The following is a 16,615-nucleotide window of genomic DNA, read 5'->3' on the forward strand; positions in this document are numbered from 1 at the left end:
ATGAGCCATACTATTATAGTGATACTTATTTGCATAGCGATGGCGGTATGGAGCCTTTACCGGGAATACCGACGAGAATTAAGACAGTACCTGTTGTTGCGTTTAACTGCAACAATAATTGCAATATGGGCTTTAGCGTGCCTGATCTTACCTGTAACTTATTGGGCAGACAACAAAGAAGGAAACGCTCGTCATATATTACTAACCCAAGGGTTTAGTAAAGACGTTTTAAGAGCAAATAGTAACGACAGCATTTTTACAATTGACAAAGTAATCCATAGGGAACATCCAAAAGTGACCTTGATAAGTGATTTGGGACTTGTTTCAGCACCCCTGCAAGTTTTTGGTTATGGATTAACAAAGGACGAATTAGCTCAATTGGGTGACAAATCAATTATTTTTCATCCTGCAGCTGTTCCTGACGGGATTGTAGCCCTGAGCTGGACAGATAAAATAAAAGCCGGTGAAGATTTCACTGTACAACTAAAATATAAAAACAGCACTCAAAGGCATTACAAACTATTGTTAACTGGATTGAATACTACGCTGGACTCGGCAATTGTCCTCCCTAACATAGAAACGGCAATAACGCTCAAAACAAAACCAAGGTCAATGGGTAAAGCCATCTACAATTTATTGATAATAGATGGCAAGGATACCTTACAAAATGAGGCTATCCCGGTGTTTATAGATGCTAAAAAACCGTTAGCTGTTTTAATTCTTTCGGCTTCGCCTGATTTTGAAACCAAATTTTTAAAAAATTGGTTAGGCGAAAATGGTTATGGCGTTGCTTCGCGGTCTACTATTACAAAGGGGAAAATCAGCCAGGAATTTATCAATACTGCACAAATAGACCAGACCATTATCTCGGCACAGCTTTTAAGCAAATTTGATGTGTTAATAAGCGATCAATCGTTGCTCCAATCGCTTAACTCAACGGCGAGCAATGTTCTGCAAGAAGCGGTATTTAAAAAAGGCTTGGGGATTATAATCAGGGCCGATAGTGCGGGCAGATCAGTATCATGGTTGCAACGTGAGATTAGCATAAGCCGTATTTTGGCTAAACAAGCTGAGGCTACCACCATATATCTTCAAGGAAATCAAAAGACAGCTAACCTAAATACAGATCGATTATACATCAATAACCGAGACAATATACAAGCCTTAGCAGCCGATGACCAACACCATATATTGGTGGCTGCCACCTTGGCTGGTGCAGGAAAATTAGTATTGACAACGTTGAATAACAGCCATACGTGGTTATTAAAAGGCCACAAAAATGATTATTATACTTTATGGTCATTATTGATAAATAAAGTTTCGCGTAGCGTCCCTACAACGACTAATTGGGTTGTACAAAACACCATTCCTGTAGTCAACCAACCTATAAATCTGGAATTAGAAAATAGCGAAGCAGCAAAAAATATTGAAATAAATGGTACAAAAGTATATCCGGCCACGGATATTACCTCCTTGTTTAAAAAAAACACTACCTATTGGCCTGATAAATCGGGCTGGCAAGAAATTATCCTCAATAATACTGCTAATAGGTGGTACGTCTGGGGCGAAAATAACTGGAAAAGCTTGAAAGCAGCTTCCAGGCAGGCGATTACCAACGAACACATTGCTCAATATCCCAAAAATCGGGTATATCCTAAAAAAAGCGGTAAGAAAAGCCAGGAGTATGTGCCTAAAGAATACTTTTTTATCTTATTTTTAATGGCCTGCACTTTTTTATGGGCCGAAAGCAAATTCTTTAATAATAACTGATATGAGACGTAAAGATTTTATTTATTTAACCGGTATAGGTGCAGGCTCAATGCTTCTGCCTAATCTTGCGGCCTTCGGGCGGTCTATAGAATGTTCAGAGGCATTGGATGGCATGGACGTAGCCGTTAAAAAGGCTTTGGCAGATGTGGCATTAAACACAGCAAAATCAGCGGGCGCATCATATGCCGATGTGCGTATTGGAAGATACTTATCGCAGGTTGTATCAACTCGCGAACAGCGGGTGCAAAATATAGCTAATAGTGAATCGTTTGGTGTAGGTATCCGTGTTATAGCAAACGGATGCTGGGGCTTTGCGGCTACCAATGACGTAACTAAGGAAGGTATGTCAAAAACAGCCATTCGTGCAGTTGCGGTAGCGAAAGCAAATGCTAAAATTGGAGGCAAGCCTGTAGAGTTAACTCCACAAAAAGGCTATGGAGAAATAAGCTGGAAAGCACCCATCGAAAAAAATGCGTTCGAGGTACCAATTAAAGAAAAAGTTGAATTGCTTTTAACGGCGAATGCTATAGCAACTAAAGGCGGCGCCAGTTTTGTTAATTCCGGAATATCTATGATTAATGAGCAAAAGTATTTTGCATCAACCGATGGATCTTATATAGATCAGGATATTCACCGCATTTATCCGGATTTTACAGTTACTAAAACCGACCCAAGCGCCGGTTCATTTCAAACACAAACGGCGTTAAGCGCGCCAATGGGTATGAGTTATGAATATTTGATACCTAAAGAGTCAGAAAAAGTAAAGGGAGTAGTGACCCGCTATAAACAACGCTATGATCTTTTAGAAGATATTGCCCAGGCTGCCAAAAATGTTGGAGAGAAAATAATCTCAAAATCCGTTGAGCCGGGTAAATATGATCTGGTGCTTGACCCATCGCATTTGTGGTTAACTATTCATGAGTCAGTGGGCCACCCTACCGAACTTGACCGCGTATTAGGTTATGAGGCCAATTTTGCGGGTACCAGCTTTGTTAGTTTAGATAAATTAACCTCCAAAAACTTTAAATATGGCAGTGATCATGTTAATATACACGCTGATAAACTGCAAAAAGGATCGTTAGGCGCGGTAGGTTATGATGATGAAGGTGTAAAATGTGGAGAATGGGAAATAATTAAAGATGGCGTACTGGTTAATTTACAGGCTATTCGTGACCAGGCTAAAATGGTTGGACTAACGCAATCGCAGGGGTGCTGTTATGCTGATAGTTGGGACACTGTTCAGTTCCAGCGTATGCCAAATGTGTCATTAAAGCCGGGCAAAAATCCGCTTTCACAGGACGATATGATCAAAAACGTAGAAAAAGGCATTTTTATAGTGAACAACGGTTCTTTTTCTATCGATCAGCAGCGTTACAATTTTCAGTTTGGCGGTCAATTGTTTTATGAGATCAAGAACGGTAAGATAGTTGGGCAAATAAATGATGTAGCCTATCAGGCCAATACCCGGGAGTTTTGGAATTCGTGCGTTGGCGTTTGCGATGAGCGCGATTATCGTCTCGGCGGTTCGTTTCGTGACGGTAAGGGTCAACCACAGCAGGTTAGTGCTGTATCGCATGGTTCATCAACTGCGCGTTTTAATGGGGTAAATGTTATTAACACTAAAAGAAAGATAGGATAGTAAGCCATGGGAATATTAACTAAAGAACAAGCAAAGGCTATCTTAACAAAGGCGATTGCCTACTCAAAAGCTGACGAGTGTGAGGCAGGATTAGCTGGCCGAATGGGGGGCAATATACGCACGGCGTTAAACGCAGTGTCGACTGCCGGCGAAACGGATGTAATGAGTTTATCCGTAAGTTCAACCTTTGGCAAAAAAACAGGGTCGGCAAGTATCAATGAGTTTGATGACAAATCGATTGAAAAAGTAGTGCGCCGTTCAGAAGAACTGGCGCAATTAGCACCAGATAATCCGGAGTATATGCCTTTATTGGGACCTTCCACCTTTAAAGAAGCTATAACATTTAACGAAGCTACTGCTGCGATGACACCTGATACGCGTGCTGAATTGATCTCGCAAAGCATGAAAGCTACTAAAGAAGCGGGATTGGTACAGGCAGGTTTCCTGGAAAACACCTCTGGCTTCAGTGCCGTCATGAACTCGAAAGGCTTATTTGCCTATGATAAAGCATCTGATGTTACCTTCTCTGTAACTACACGTAATGATACAGGGACCATATCAGGGTATGCCGCACGCGGGTTTACCGACGTTAAAAAATTAGATACATATAGCGCTACTAAAATCGCTTGCATGAAGGCTAACGCTTCTAAAGACGCGAAAGCTATAGAGCCGGGTAAATACACGGTGATATTAGAGCCTACCGCCGGCGCTTATATATTAGAAAACATGTTCCGCTTTGATGCGCGTAGCGCCGAAGAAGGACGAAGTTTTCTGAGTAAAAAAGGTGGAGGCACACGTTTGGGAGACCAATTAATGGATGAAAAAGTAACCATTTATTCTGATCCTTTTTATCAGGAGCTTCCCGCATCTACCTGGAACCGTGACGGCATACCGTTAGAAAAAACGTACTGGATTGACAAGGGGGTTGTTAAAAACTTAAGCTATTCCCGGTACTGGGCGCAAAAGAAAGGAGTTAAACCGATGCCAGGCCCTAGCAATATCATTATGGAAGGTGGTAATAGTAGCATTGAAGAAATGATAGCCAGTACAGAACGCGGCATTTTAGTATCACGTTTATGGTATATCCGTATGGTCGATCAGCAGACGTTATTGCTTACAGGCCTTACACGTGATGGTACATTTTATATCGAAAATGGCAAGATCAAGTTTCCTGTTAAAAATTTCCGATTTAACGAGAGCCCTGTAATAATGCTTAATAATGTAGAGGCCCTGGGTAAACCTGAACGCGCCATTAGCGTTGAAAGTTATCAAAGTTATATGATTCCACCAATGAAAATAAGGGATTTTACATTCAGTTCGTTATCTGACGCAGTGTAATTCCTGTACGTAAAGAAAGAAAGAAAGAAATAGCCATGATTTACTCCATGGCTATTTCTTTTAATAGTGCGGCTGAAATTAACACCCCGTTTAAAGTAGTAAGATAGGCGGTTGGTCTTTTGGTCTGTCAAAAAATTCAATAAAAAAACCGCCTCATAAAATTTATGAGACGGTCTGTTTTCAGTCTGAATAATACCAATGGTTAAAACAACTCGGTTTTTATCGTTTTAACCGGATTGCCTCGCTCCAGGACTTTATGCTCTTGCCACTGACTCTGCTGTTGTGCTATCAGTTGTTCTGTTTGCCAAACCATTATTTTGGCTTCCAGTCGGGCCAAACAAAGCTTTTTGTTTTCCAACTGAGATCGCGTATCCATCGCCATAACTTGCAAGCCAGATGGTAGATGAGTTCCCCGCACCGCCGTTTCTACCTTATTTACGTTCTGACCACCCGGGCCGGATGAACGGCAGGTTTCCAGCTTTACATCCTTAACGTTCCATTGTATCAGTTCTTTCACATCAAAACCAGTAATGCCGACAAACCAGTTTTTGCGCTTGTGGTATTTGCGATGTGGGCTTTGTGCTATCCATTGTACGGTGCCAGTCCATTCCTTTACAAACGCATCCAGGTTATCTCCTATGGCCATCATCGTGGCAGATAGTAAGGTGCCATTTAATTCGCCGGTTTTATTTTCCAGCACTTCAATTTCAATGCCTTGCTGTTTAGCTTGCTTCATCATCAGGCTTTGCACGCATGCAACAACCCGGCAACATTCTGCCGGGCCTTTACCTGATGTAATTTGTATTATTATTTTTTTCATCATTACTCCTTATTCATTCTGACAATACGTGGATAAAACTTGCCTTGAATATCGACCAGATCGTGTTGCGAAGCTATTACAGTTTCAATATCCTTATAAGCCAGCGGATTTTCTTCAACCGTGCCGCCAATTAGGGTTACCCCTGCATTGGTCAGTAGTTTTTTCATGGCCGATACCGCCATGCTATCCTTAGCCTTTTGCCTGCTCATGGCCCTGCCGGCACCATGCGATGCGGAATATAAAGCATCACCAGTTCCTTTGCCCGATACCAGGTATGCAGGTGTAGTCATGCTGCCAGGAATAATGCCCAGTTCGCCCTTATGCGCCGGGGTTGCACCCTTGCGATGGATAATTACATCGCGTCCGTCAGCTAACTGATCTTTCCAGGCAAAATTGTGGTGGTTTTCTACCACGTGCAGTGCCTCCAAACCCAATGCCTTTAACAAGTTAGCATGGATGCGCTCATGACAGGCCTTGGCATAATCGCCGGCCAAAGTCATGGTTAACCAGTATTCCTGGCCAGCCTCGCTGTTCATCTCCAGCCAAGCCAGTTGTTGTGCGTGGCGTGGCAGCTTGCAGGTATTCATGGCGATCTGCGTATAATGCCTTGCTATCGCCGAGCCCAAACCACGACTACCTGAATGTGTTAACAAGGCCGTATACTTTTTAGCCGGCAAGCCTAAGGTATTACCAGCCAAAAGCTCGATTGCGCCAAACTCTACAAAGTGGTTGCCGCTGCCCGATGTGCCTAACTGTCTTACCGCTTTACTACGCAATGGTTTCAAAAACGGAATATCCTTAAACACCGCGCTATCCAGCACTTCATGCTCCTGCCTTACATCCAAACCACCTTCCATCCCAAAATGGCTATGGCTTTTCAAAGCTTGCTTAATCTGATATTCAAACCGTTTCAAATACCCGTCGCTTTCGTCAATAATTGAAAGTGCCATGCGGCAGCCGATATCCATACCTACTGCATACGGGATCACCGCGTTATCTGTAGCTAATACTCCGCCAATAGGCAAACCGAAACCCATGTGCGCATCGGGCATTAGTGCACCTTGCACGCTTACAGGCAGCAGGTTAGCCAGCTCCATTTGTTTTTTGGCCGATTGCTCAATACCCTTGCCGCCATATGTTTTACAGTATACCGGTTCATCTCGCAATTCAAACGTTTTAAACAATGGCGCGTCTGCTTTGCCAATTACCTTTTCAGCTATCTTGCTTGTTAATTCATCGTCCAAAAATGCTTCCGGATCATTCTTAATATTCACCAGCAGATCCAGCAATTGTTGCTTACTGTGGTGCTTGAAATTTTTAGAGGCTATACCAATCACCAGGCTTCGCAGCTGATCATTATGGTAACCTATTTTACTTAAATCTTTTGTTCTTAAATTGCCCATGTGGGTTATGTTTCTAATTCCAGGTAAGCTTCTTTGCTGCTATACTTGGATATGTTTTTAAATTTGTTAATGAATTTTGGTTGCTCGTTAAACTCATCTTTGCCGCGATAGCTCCGGCCACGGGTTAACAGATTGATACGCGGCCATAAATGGTTGTTATCAATATGATCATTGATGTACGCTAGGTCCTTTTCAATATCCGCGTCCATCAATTTGGTATGCGCAACAATGTGTGGCGCTATCTTTAGCACATACCGCCACGGTTCGGCAAACACGTATTTTACATCGGTACGGTAAGTTTTAACATCAAACGTTTCAACGCAGGTAAAGCAAACCCTTTCCTCTTCGGTTAAGTTTATCCCGTTTATATCCCAGCTATGCTGCGATAATTCACCCAGCATCTGCGCTTTTACATGGTAAACGTAACGTTGTTTGCGTCGTTTCTTCCGTTTGAAGGATCTGTCCTGATGATATTCAACTGTATTGATTTTCGGTAACAACGCTTCATAAAAGTCCTTCCTTGGGCTATGTTTTAAGTCTTCCGCAATACAAAAAAACGTTTCCAGCCACATTGGTAAGGATGTTCAAGCGTAACCATTGGCAAAAGCGTTTTTTGCTCCCAAAGTTCGTCGCGCCGTTTGTCCAGTTGAATTAATTGCTTATCACGATCTGTTTTAACGAGCCGCCTTTTGCGCCGTGCCGATTTGATACAGCGCGGCCATTCATGTGTGTTCATCACACTTTTATTTAATTTTTTCTTGAATTTGATTTTAAATCTCTTTCGTCCGTGAGTAAGGATATACCCTTTTTAGAGCGCTCAAGAAAAACCATGAATTTGGGGCAGGCAAAATAATGCGCAGGTTACTGATGCAACCGTTTAATTATTTAATAAAAAGCATGGTGTTTGCCTACCTAATGGGCAATGAGCGAAAGGGGCGATATGTAGCGTAGCTCTGTCATGATCCCTTGATATTTAAAAAGTTAACAAATCAGGAATTGGATGCAAAGATAGAAATTTAATTGAGTATCAAAAAAATGCAGTCTTGGAGTTCTAAAACGAGCACAAATATCAATCATACACATGCTCAATAATAACATTCCCATCCAAAAGTGTTTTGATCGTACTACTTAGGTTGCCCACCATGGTTACTACAGCAACCCTGTTTAAACCGGGCCTTGTAAAAATTGGCTGAGAAACAATGCAATATAATTGCCAGTTACATTTAAAGGCTCGTCGGTTAAATGGTAAGCACGATAGCACCTTTATTCCCTGCAATCTCAGTAAAACCAGCACCATTTTTAGCTAGCTTATTAACCGCAGAATTAAATTCAGCATAGCGGGGTAAATTAGCCGCAATCCTACCGTTGGCAATCTTTTACATTGTGCACAATCCGGTGGTATCCAGTCCCCGCTGCATTTTCATCCGGTTGAGTTAAGCGATTTGCAAATTAATTTACATCAAAATGAATTACTTGCCATCCGCAAGCAGCATACCATTTATCTACGAATACCGTAAACAGGATTTACCCATCAGCGCCCCCACTCGCCGACAATAATAGTAACCCCCTGCTACCTGATCAAACAAATCATGCGACAGGACTCTTCCGGAGTGGTCGCGGGATCTCCGATAAAACCGCCGGGTGATCCTATCTCAAACAGTTGAGGACTAATGATGTTATCCCAGTAAGGTTAACATTTTTAAATATGATCACTAAGAACGAACTTTTAGAGGGACTTGAGCTTTTTTATACCGGGAAGGCTTTTGCAGGATTTACAGAGGAGAACCCATTCGTGACCTTTTTAGGTTTCGATCGCAGCAGATGGGCGAGCATATGGGTAAAGTATGGCGGCCGGAAGATCCTTACATCATTAAAAGATGTTAAGCTTAAACGCGATTTGACACCAGCCATTTAAGACTTAAAGAAACTGTTCCTGTTTGTCCTTAGTTTTGGCACCGCTTATTTTCATGCCGGGTATTTCATAAAGTAGCGATGTTAAGGTCGCTTTGAATTTGCTTTTAAAAAAAACTTCAGAGCAGTGGTAGTAATGTCTTTAATGGATAAATCATTTTCTACACCGAAGGATTTTAAGTCTGTTAAAAATGATTTTGGAATCCATATATTTAAGAGTACTTCCTCCTTATCTATTGAACCTTGCATCTTTATTTGAAATTACTATCACTTCGTTTTCTTTACCTCAATATTTCCTCCGACTGATCGCATTAAGATATTGGTCCCCCCGCCATTTATTTTCCCGGTCGCACTATTTTTTGAAATATCCTTTGCGTTTAAAGCGGAGATATTAAAATCCGAATGTACCTCAGCAAATTCTGTCCGAAGTGTTACGTCGGCTTTAGAATTTAAAGGTAAGTTCAAAGTTATCGCGCCCCCAACATTGCTTAAAGCTAATGGGCTTTCTTTTTTTACCGAGGTCATATCAACGGTGATATTGCCGTTTTTTGTATTGGCCAATACCGAGCCATCTATAGCTGACATGGTAATATTCCCGGCTATTATGGAAACTTCGTGATTGCCATCCACTTTTTCTACCCTGATCTCCCCCGCAGTTAAGACTTTCAAAACAACTGAAAAATTCTGGGGGACCTTGATGATCAAATTCATGATCCTGGGCTTTTCCACCTTGATTTTTACAACGTTGTCTTGCCGGGAAACATTAAGCGCTTTACCCTGGCCGTCTTTTGCTTCGCTGTTTGTGGCTGTCGCACCCGCTATCTTGTTGTAATTATTAGGGTAATACGGCCCTGTAGCACTGATTATCACCTCCCTTCCGCTATAGCCTATCACTTTTATTGTTCCGTTAAAAAGCTCTACATCCAGTTTTCCGGCTTTCAAAGGGTCGGATAATTTAATGGTCAATTCCTCTTTGTTCTGGCTCTTTACTGATTTGAAGCAAAATAACGCCAGCCATATCATCACTACTATTTTCATGTTCCTGCTAATTTGTAATATTAGATCGTTTCCAGTTGTCTTACGGTTTGTTCCAGTTTTTTCCTGATCATATCATTAGTAACGCTTTCACCATTCAGTAGCTTTTTAAAAGATTTAAGAGACCGTTTCTCCTGTAAGTGTAACATAGCATCAGCCAATGCCACCTGCATCAGTTCTGATTCCTGCCTGACAATGGAATTAACCAGACCCTTGCGAACTTTAGGGTTATCTGCCAATTGCGTTAATGCGTCCAGCGTGGCCAACCTTACATTTTCGTTAGCATCTGTATTTAGGGTAACGAGCAAGGCATTAATCACTTTGTCATTAACGCTGTTTAATTCATCTGTATAACCAACAGCTTTCATACGTTCTGCGGCAGTCGGGTTTTCCAGCATACTTAGCATTTGTGTTTGCCGTACATCGTTTGGATTTTGGCTGAGTTTTGCGTCAGAATTGTTTTGTGTTTTCAAAAAAACATAAGAGATCATCGCTCCAAAACCTACTAACAATATAGCATATACCCAGTTGTATTGCTGCTTATACCTAAACAGGTCGGTAACTGAATTCCAAATGCTTTCTATTTTATGCACCTGCTCCAGTTCAAAAGTCTTTAGCATCGCCTGAAAATCATTTTTAACAGATGGATCCATCTCAGGCACTGTCCGCAGATCCAATCCCTCCCACACCTGTTTTACTTCGCTAAATTTGGTAGCAAAAGAAGGCGACGAATTTAGTAAGTCATCTACTTCCCGTCGTTCTGTATCTGACAAACGGTCTTGTAAATAATCTAATATCTTGAGTTCAATTCCTATATCTTCCATAGCGTTATTGTTTATTGTACATCTTTTTTAACTCTTGTATGGCCCGGTATACCTTTACTTTAATATTGCCTTCGGTGGTTTTCAATATAGCGGCTATCTCGCTATAGGGTAATTCCTGATATTTGCTCATTATCAGTACTTCGCGTTGGTCGGCAGGCATTTTAGCTATTGTACTTCCCAATTGTTTTCTTTCCTCATGCTGTTCAAGGTTGCTCTCTATTTCGTGGTTAGCAAGGCGATGTTCGTTATCCGTCATATCGTCTTTGTAAACCATTCTGCTGTTTCGTTTCGCATCGTTTATTAAAGTGTTCCTTGCTATCTGGTACATCCAGGCCCTGAAAACGCCATCGGCAGCAAACGTGTGCCGGTTTTTAAGCATCAAATAAAACACCGTCTGTACCAGATCCTGGCTTTCAACTTTTCTTCCGGTTTGATGAAATAAATAAGCAAACAACGGCTTATGGTACCGCTCAAACAGCAAACTCATTTTACCGAGGTCGCCGTTCTTTACCATCAACATTAAACTATTGTCTGAAAGTGCCTCCAATTGTTCTTTGCTTAGTTTCCAATTTTTACTCTGTTACGTTCATCCTCGGTAGCGGTTGAGCGGGACCTGGCAGATTTTACGTTATTATTTCCAAATTTATAACTCAGGTTAACCGCCACTAATCTACTGTTTGATTTATTACTTGAGGTGCTGTTAACGCCGGTAGTGTTTACCGTACCATAAAAACGATTGGTAGCAAAAATATCATTTGCTGTTATGCTTAAATTTGCCTTACCATCCCAAAGCGATTTCCTGATCCCAAAATTTACAGCGTACTGCTCTTTTACCTTGATCTGGCCGTAAATGTTTTTTGAATTATAGTGTACGGAAGCCTCTAAACTGATCTTACGTGGTAGTTTAAATACCTGACTTGAATAAAAGTTATAGGGTACCACCTCGTAATCTAAAAACGAATTAGCCACCTTGCCTTTATAGCTTACATAAAGTACTGTAAAGTTATTGTTGGCGGTCCACCAGCTAGTAAGGTTAACAGGAAAAGTAACGCCCAGGTTTAAAACCTTGGAAGAAGCCAGGTTTTCTGTAGTTAAAAATGTGATCTTGGCTGGGTCTATGTTAGTACCAACGGTCGATGCTTTTATCTTTTCATAAGCTGCGGGGTCGTCAACGGCATTTTTGTAAAGCTCCGCCATAAAATTATTGGTGCTGCTGTATCCCAAACTTGTTATAATAGTGCGCTTGTAGGTATAATTTATACCAAAAGAATTGGTAAATGAGGGCTGCAGTTTTTCGTTACCGATCTCGTAATTGTAAGGGTCAGAAAAATAAACGAATGGATTCAGCTTATTATAAGCCGGGCGATCTATACGGCGGCTATAAGAATAGGATAGTTCGTTATTTTTATCAATGATCTGTTTTACGAATATACTTGGGAAAAGATTGAAGTATTCTCTTTCCGTCTTTTGATCAATGGTTAGCGAGTTGCCATCGGTTTTGGTATATTCCATCCGCAGGCCGGCTTGCAGGCTCCAATGGGGGCTAAATTCCTTATTAAAAGAGCCATACAAAGCATTAATATTCTCGGTATAAACAAAGTGATTGGTGCGCCCAACATCAACCTGCTGGTTCTTAAAATATTTAAAGTCGTTATCTGATCTTACCCAGCTGCTTTTTGCCCCGATTTCCAATTTTGCTTTATGCTCCGCCATAGGTATGGTATAATAAGCCCTGCCTGCAGTAATGCTATAAACATTAGGAATATCATTGGTAATATTTAAAGGCACATCATTTTCTACACCATTTGCACTGTAAAAGCGGGTTACCATGCCATGCTCCATACCATGATTATTGTAGAACGACCGGTCGAGATCAACCGATAACTCCCGCCCTGTTGTATCAAAAGTATGTTTAAAATTAGCATTGATTGTTGTATTTGCCCACTTATATTCAATTTTTGAAATTGTTCTAAGTTCGCTTTGCAAAGTACCGTTGGTGGTTTTAATATAGCCGTTCATATTAGATGGCTCCGGGTTTTCAAAATGCCCGTCGTTGCCGCTTACCAATACGCCAATGGTTGTGTTTTTATTTATAAAATAGTCTGCACCTGCTTTATAGTTTAAATTGTGGCTGGCGTTTAAGCGGTAGGTGTATTGATCATATAAGGTGTTATTGGTAATCCTTGAAGATATACTGTTATTTGAACTTTGCGTATTGCTAAAGGTGGCGTTCCCAAATAAGTTCACTTTTCCTTTTCTGTTATTCAAACTAAGGCTGGCATTATAGCGTGGAAAATTGCCCAAACGCTTATAATCAAATCCTCCTTTCGTTTCAGCTATAGGGATAGTCGGTGCGAAATTGAGCCCCCCGCCGGTATTGATGCTGCCATTGGTACCGAAACTTTTGTTTTTAATGCTTACGATATTGATGATTGCTTTACCGGCAGCATCATATCTTGCTGAAGGATTTGCGATGATCTCCAGTTGAGCGATCTGGTCACTTCGCATATTTTTCAAAAGATTGGTCAGATCGCTTTGTGACATATAGGTTGGCTTGCCATCCATGTAGATCGTTATGCCCGATTTGCCATTGAGCATAATGTTATCATTTTGATCAATAGCTACCCCCGGCGCTTTCTGCAAAAGTTCAAATACGGTATTGCCTGTAGCAGCTATACTGCTTTGTATGTTCATCACCATTTTATCGGCCTGCATTTCTATTAATGGTTTTGCCGCGACAATGGTAACGCCTTGCAAGGACTTGCTCTGCGGTATTAGCGATATGGCAGGCAATGGTACCGATGGATGATCGCCTGATATCATAAATTTAACAGAAACATATTTTTGATACCCCATATAGGTGATGGAGATGATATATTCGTTATCCGACAGCTGATCGAACACAAAGTTGCCTGAATCATCGCTCAAAGCACTTTTAACCATAGTTGAATCCTGTGCTTTCAGTAACATTACCGTAGCGAAGGGCGCGGGCTCACCTTTTTGATCCAGCAGCTTGCCCGACACCTTTCCTGCACTGGTTTTATTTTGCGCCAATGCGATTAATGCCGTTGTAAAAGTGATCAGGCAGAGTAGAATAAGTTTTTTCATCATGTATCGTTTAAGATCCCAATGAGGGGATTTTAAACTGAGTACATTTGAGAAGGGTCGAGGTTACAAAAATCGGGAAGATTATTGCGATTACTTCAAAGCTTGGATTTTTGAATAAACACCAACACCTTGACCCGCTAAAAGCTGAATAACCACACATACTACCGCACCAATCGGTCACCGGGTAAGAGAGAGATCATCAATGATTTAAAAGTTGTACTAATTACATATCCACTCCCACTTATTTACCCACTCTCAGCGCCCACCCACCCCCCGCCAAAAAACTATCTACTGCCTGCCAGGCCAACAGCCGTGTGCATGTCAATCACAGCGAAGGCCCCTACTCCATAGCCGATGATACCCTCATCATCCAAAACGATCTCATCATTAACCGCACCGGCTATCAAAAAATCCGCAACGGTCATCGCTTACCCAAACAATACCAGTTCAAACAATGAAAGCGCAACAGACCCTAGGGGCCGGTCATCCGCATTAATAGCAGACACGCCTACTGGAATAACACCATTTATCTGCAATACCGTAAATAAGATCCACCCATCAGCGCCCTCCCACGCCGCCAAAAATAAACCCCAAAAAACGTCTCACCCTACCCTAAAGAAATCCATCAAAAATCAATTATCCCAGCCCTCAAAACCCCTCGTCCCGATCAGTTCCTCACAACTCCGCGTTAAAGCTCGCATCGCCGCAGCCTGCCAATCACCTGACGTATCATAACCCAACATTTTCGGAGCTAAACATTTCAATGCCGTCCAAAAAATCATACTTAATGTATTTAAATGATGAAACCACGGGATGCTAACTAAACGACCCGAACGATCTTAAACAGAAACTGTTTCCTATTTATAGTCAGTACCCCATCTTAAAAGGGTACCTTTGCGCTCTATGAGGCAATTAAAGATCACCCAATCTATTACCAACTGTGAATCACAGTCCCTGGATAAATATTTAGCCGAGATTGCGAAAGTCGACCTGATCACGGCCGAGGAAGAAGTCCGCTTAACCTAAAAAATCCGCGAAGGCGACCAAATGGCACTGGAACGCCTGGCTAAAGCGAACCTTCGTTTTGTCGTCTCTGTAGCCAAACAATACCAAAACCAGGGTCTGACCCTGGGCGACCTCATCAATGAAGGGAACGTTGGCTTGATCAAAGCGGCAAGCCGTTTTGATGAAACAAAAGGCTTTAAATTTATTTCTTACGCTGTCTGGTGGATACGTCAAGCCATTCTGAGCGCCGTAGCCGAACAATCCCGAATCGTACGGCTGCCCCTGAACCAGGTGGGTTCACTCAATAAAATCAGAAACTCCTCATCCCGGCTGGAACAGCGCTTCGAACGTGCACCTACACCCGAGGAAGTGGCAGAGGACCTTGAACTCAGTGTGGACAAGATCACCGATTCAATGGCCCATGCCGGCCGCCATATCTCCATGGATGCACCTTTCATCCAGGGGGAAGAAAATACATTACTGGATGTCCTACAAAATAGTGAGGCCACTACGGACAGCGAATTAATGACAGATTCTTTGAACCAGGAGATCAAGCGCTCACTCGGCTCATTGGTAGCAAGAGAACGGGATGTGCTGATCTTATTATTTGGTTTAAATGGTTTCGCCCCGCATTCACTGGAGGAAATAGGCGAAGAATATAACCTTACCCGGGAGCGTGTCCGTCAGATTAAGGACAAGGCACTTACGCGGCTACGCCAAGGCAGTAAATCAAGACTGCTCCGATCCTACTTATAAGCGCATTTACCACTGGTGCAAAAAGGGCAAGATAGGTTATTAAGCCTCGTCAGCGACCGTTCCGCGTAAAAAACGCCTTATTGACGAACCGGTAAAAACCAAACACATTTACCCGCTAAAGATGGCGCGTCACAGAAGAAATTTCCATCATGGAAGTTTTATCCACCAATAGCAAATATTCCGGGTGATATTTGCTATTCATATTGCACATATCCTTATTAGTTTCAACATTTAAACATAACATATGAACGCAGACCAGATGAAAACGGAACGCTTAATTGAAGCAGCGTATAACGGCTTTAATAACAGAGATATTGATAGTGTTCTGCTGCTCATGGATAAGGATATTCACTGGCCGAAAGCTTTTGAAGGCGGATACGTAATAGGCAAAGAAGCCATCAGGGCATATTGGACGAGACAATGGAGTGAAATCAATCCTTTAGTAAAACCGCAAACGATCACGGTACGTGAAGACGGGAAAGTAGCCGTTTTGGTACATCAATTAGTCAAAGACCTTGCAGGCAATATACTATTTGATGGTAACGTCAATCATGTGTATCAAGTAAAAAATGATCTGCTGTTACAAATGGATATTGAGGCCGACTGAATAGCATGGTCAACTGAGCGGTTATACATAATGTAATATTGCGGACCGATCATGGGTGGCTTTTAAATATTATTATCAATTTATCTGCAGACCTTGATTTTTTTAAGATGCTGTGTAAATTTGAAAGCAAGAGTGGTTAATTATTAGCATATGGAAAGGTTAGTATATTTAAGCGAAAGCAAGTACATTAAAATTTTCATGGTTGCGCTATCTGCCTATTTTATTTATCGGTTTGGCAAAAGCTACGGTGAGTTTTTCTACTACGTTACCCATTAACCCGACTATCGCATTGTAAAACCGAGGGTTTGATGACGAACCTGCCTCCTAGCGAGCCTTTCTCCCCGACAAAAACAAAACCCACCCACAAAGAGGTAAAGACCAAACACCTTGACCCGTTAA

13 protein-coding genes and 1 pseudogene are annotated in these 16,615 nt (G+C 41.8%); 6 read left to right on the forward strand and 8 right to left on the reverse strand.

What is annotated here, in order from left to right; translation table 11 throughout:
- From ACVW2L_RS08385 to ACVW2L_RS08395, 3 genes are read left to right on the forward strand one after another with little or no spacing between them, the layout of a single operon-like run.
- A complete protein-coding gene (locus ACVW2L_RS08385; protein WP_457127513.1) occupies window positions 1-1,770 on the forward strand; it encodes a hypothetical protein in 1,770 nt (589 codons plus the stop codon).
- A gap of 1 nt (window position 1,771) precedes the next feature.
- Window positions 1,772-3,409 (forward strand): TldD/PmbA family protein, encoded by a 1,638-nt coding sequence (locus tag ACVW2L_RS08390; protein ID WP_457127514.1) that lies wholly within the window; start codon window positions 1,772-1,774, stop codon window positions 3,407-3,409.
- A 6-nt stretch (window positions 3,410-3,415) separates the two neighbouring features.
- The gene (locus ACVW2L_RS08395; protein ID WP_457127515.1) at window positions 3,416-4,747 is read left to right on the forward strand and encodes a TldD/PmbA family protein; all 1,332 of its coding nucleotides are present in this window, start codon (window positions 3,416-3,418) and stop codon (window positions 4,745-4,747) included.
- 202 nt (window positions 4,748-4,949) lie between these two features.
- Here ACVW2L_RS08395 and prfH read toward each other — a convergent pair whose 3' ends face one another.
- The 3 genes from prfH to ACVW2L_RS08410 are packed head-to-tail and all read right to left on the reverse strand — an operon-like array spanning window position 4,950 to window position 7,542.
- Entirely contained in the window at window positions 4,950-5,570 is a 621-nt protein-coding gene (gene prfH / locus ACVW2L_RS08400) for a peptide chain release factor H (RefSeq protein ID WP_457127516.1), read from the reverse strand.
- Complete coding sequence (locus ACVW2L_RS08405; RefSeq protein ID WP_457127517.1) at window positions 5,570-6,970, reverse strand: RtcB family protein; 1,401 nt, start codon at window positions 6,968-6,970, stop codon at window positions 5,570-5,572. The genes prfH and ACVW2L_RS08405 overlap by 1 nt, the downstream gene beginning before the upstream one ends.
- Before the next feature lie 5 nt (window positions 6,971-6,975).
- Window positions 6,976-7,542 carry a hypothetical protein gene (locus ACVW2L_RS08410; protein WP_457127518.1) on the reverse strand — a complete coding sequence of 189 codons (567 nt, stop codon included), beginning with the start codon at window positions 7,540-7,542 and terminating at the stop codon, window positions 6,976-6,978.
- A gap of 1,133 nt (window positions 7,543-8,675) precedes the next feature.
- Here ACVW2L_RS08410 and ACVW2L_RS08415 point away from each other — a divergent pair.
- Window positions 8,676-8,885, forward strand: a complete 210-nt coding sequence (locus tag ACVW2L_RS08415; protein ID WP_457127519.1) for a hypothetical protein — start codon at window positions 8,676-8,678, stop codon at window positions 8,883-8,885.
- Window positions 8,886-9,148: 263 nt separating this feature from the next.
- On the opposite strand, the gene ACVW2L_RS08420 is transcribed toward ACVW2L_RS08415, so the two are convergent.
- The 5 genes from ACVW2L_RS08420 to ACVW2L_RS08440 form a co-directional block, all read right to left on the reverse strand.
- Complete coding sequence (locus ACVW2L_RS08420) at window positions 9,149-9,919, reverse strand: DUF4097 family beta strand repeat-containing protein (RefSeq protein WP_457127520.1); 771 nt, start codon at window positions 9,917-9,919, stop codon at window positions 9,149-9,151.
- Between the two features lie 20 nt (window positions 9,920-9,939).
- A complete protein-coding gene (locus ACVW2L_RS08425; protein WP_457127521.1) occupies window positions 9,940-10,740 on the reverse strand; it encodes a hypothetical protein in 801 nt (266 codons plus the stop codon).
- A gap of 4 nt (window positions 10,741-10,744) precedes the next feature.
- Window positions 10,745-11,260, reverse strand: a complete 516-nt coding sequence (locus ACVW2L_RS08430) for an RNA polymerase sigma factor (protein WP_457127522.1) — start codon at window positions 11,258-11,260, stop codon at window positions 10,745-10,747.
- Between the two features lie 38 nt (window positions 11,261-11,298).
- Window positions 11,299-13,848: a TonB-dependent receptor domain-containing protein gene (locus tag ACVW2L_RS08435; RefSeq protein ID WP_457127523.1), complete on the reverse strand. Its 2,550-nt coding sequence runs from the start codon at window positions 13,846-13,848 to the stop codon at window positions 11,299-11,301.
- Between the two features lie 284 nt (window positions 13,849-14,132).
- On the reverse strand, window positions 14,133-14,273 hold the full coding sequence (locus ACVW2L_RS08440; RefSeq protein ID WP_457127524.1) for a hypothetical protein: 141 nt from the start codon (window positions 14,271-14,273) through the stop codon (window positions 14,133-14,135).
- Between the two features lie 478 nt (window positions 14,274-14,751).
- Between ACVW2L_RS08440 and ACVW2L_RS08445 the strand changes: the two are divergent.
- Together ACVW2L_RS08445 and ACVW2L_RS08450 are read left to right on the forward strand one after the other, a co-directional pair.
- A pseudogene (locus tag ACVW2L_RS08445) lies at window positions 14,752-15,609 on the forward strand (sigma-70 family RNA polymerase sigma factor).
- Window positions 15,610-15,853: 244 nt separating this feature from the next.
- Window positions 15,854-16,216 (forward strand): nuclear transport factor 2 family protein, encoded by a 363-nt coding sequence (locus ACVW2L_RS08450; RefSeq protein ID WP_457127525.1) that lies wholly within the window; start codon window positions 15,854-15,856, stop codon window positions 16,214-16,216.
- Window positions 16,217-16,615: the final 399 nt, after the last annotated feature.

It is taken from the genome of Mucilaginibacter sp. HD30, assembly GCF_054061755.1.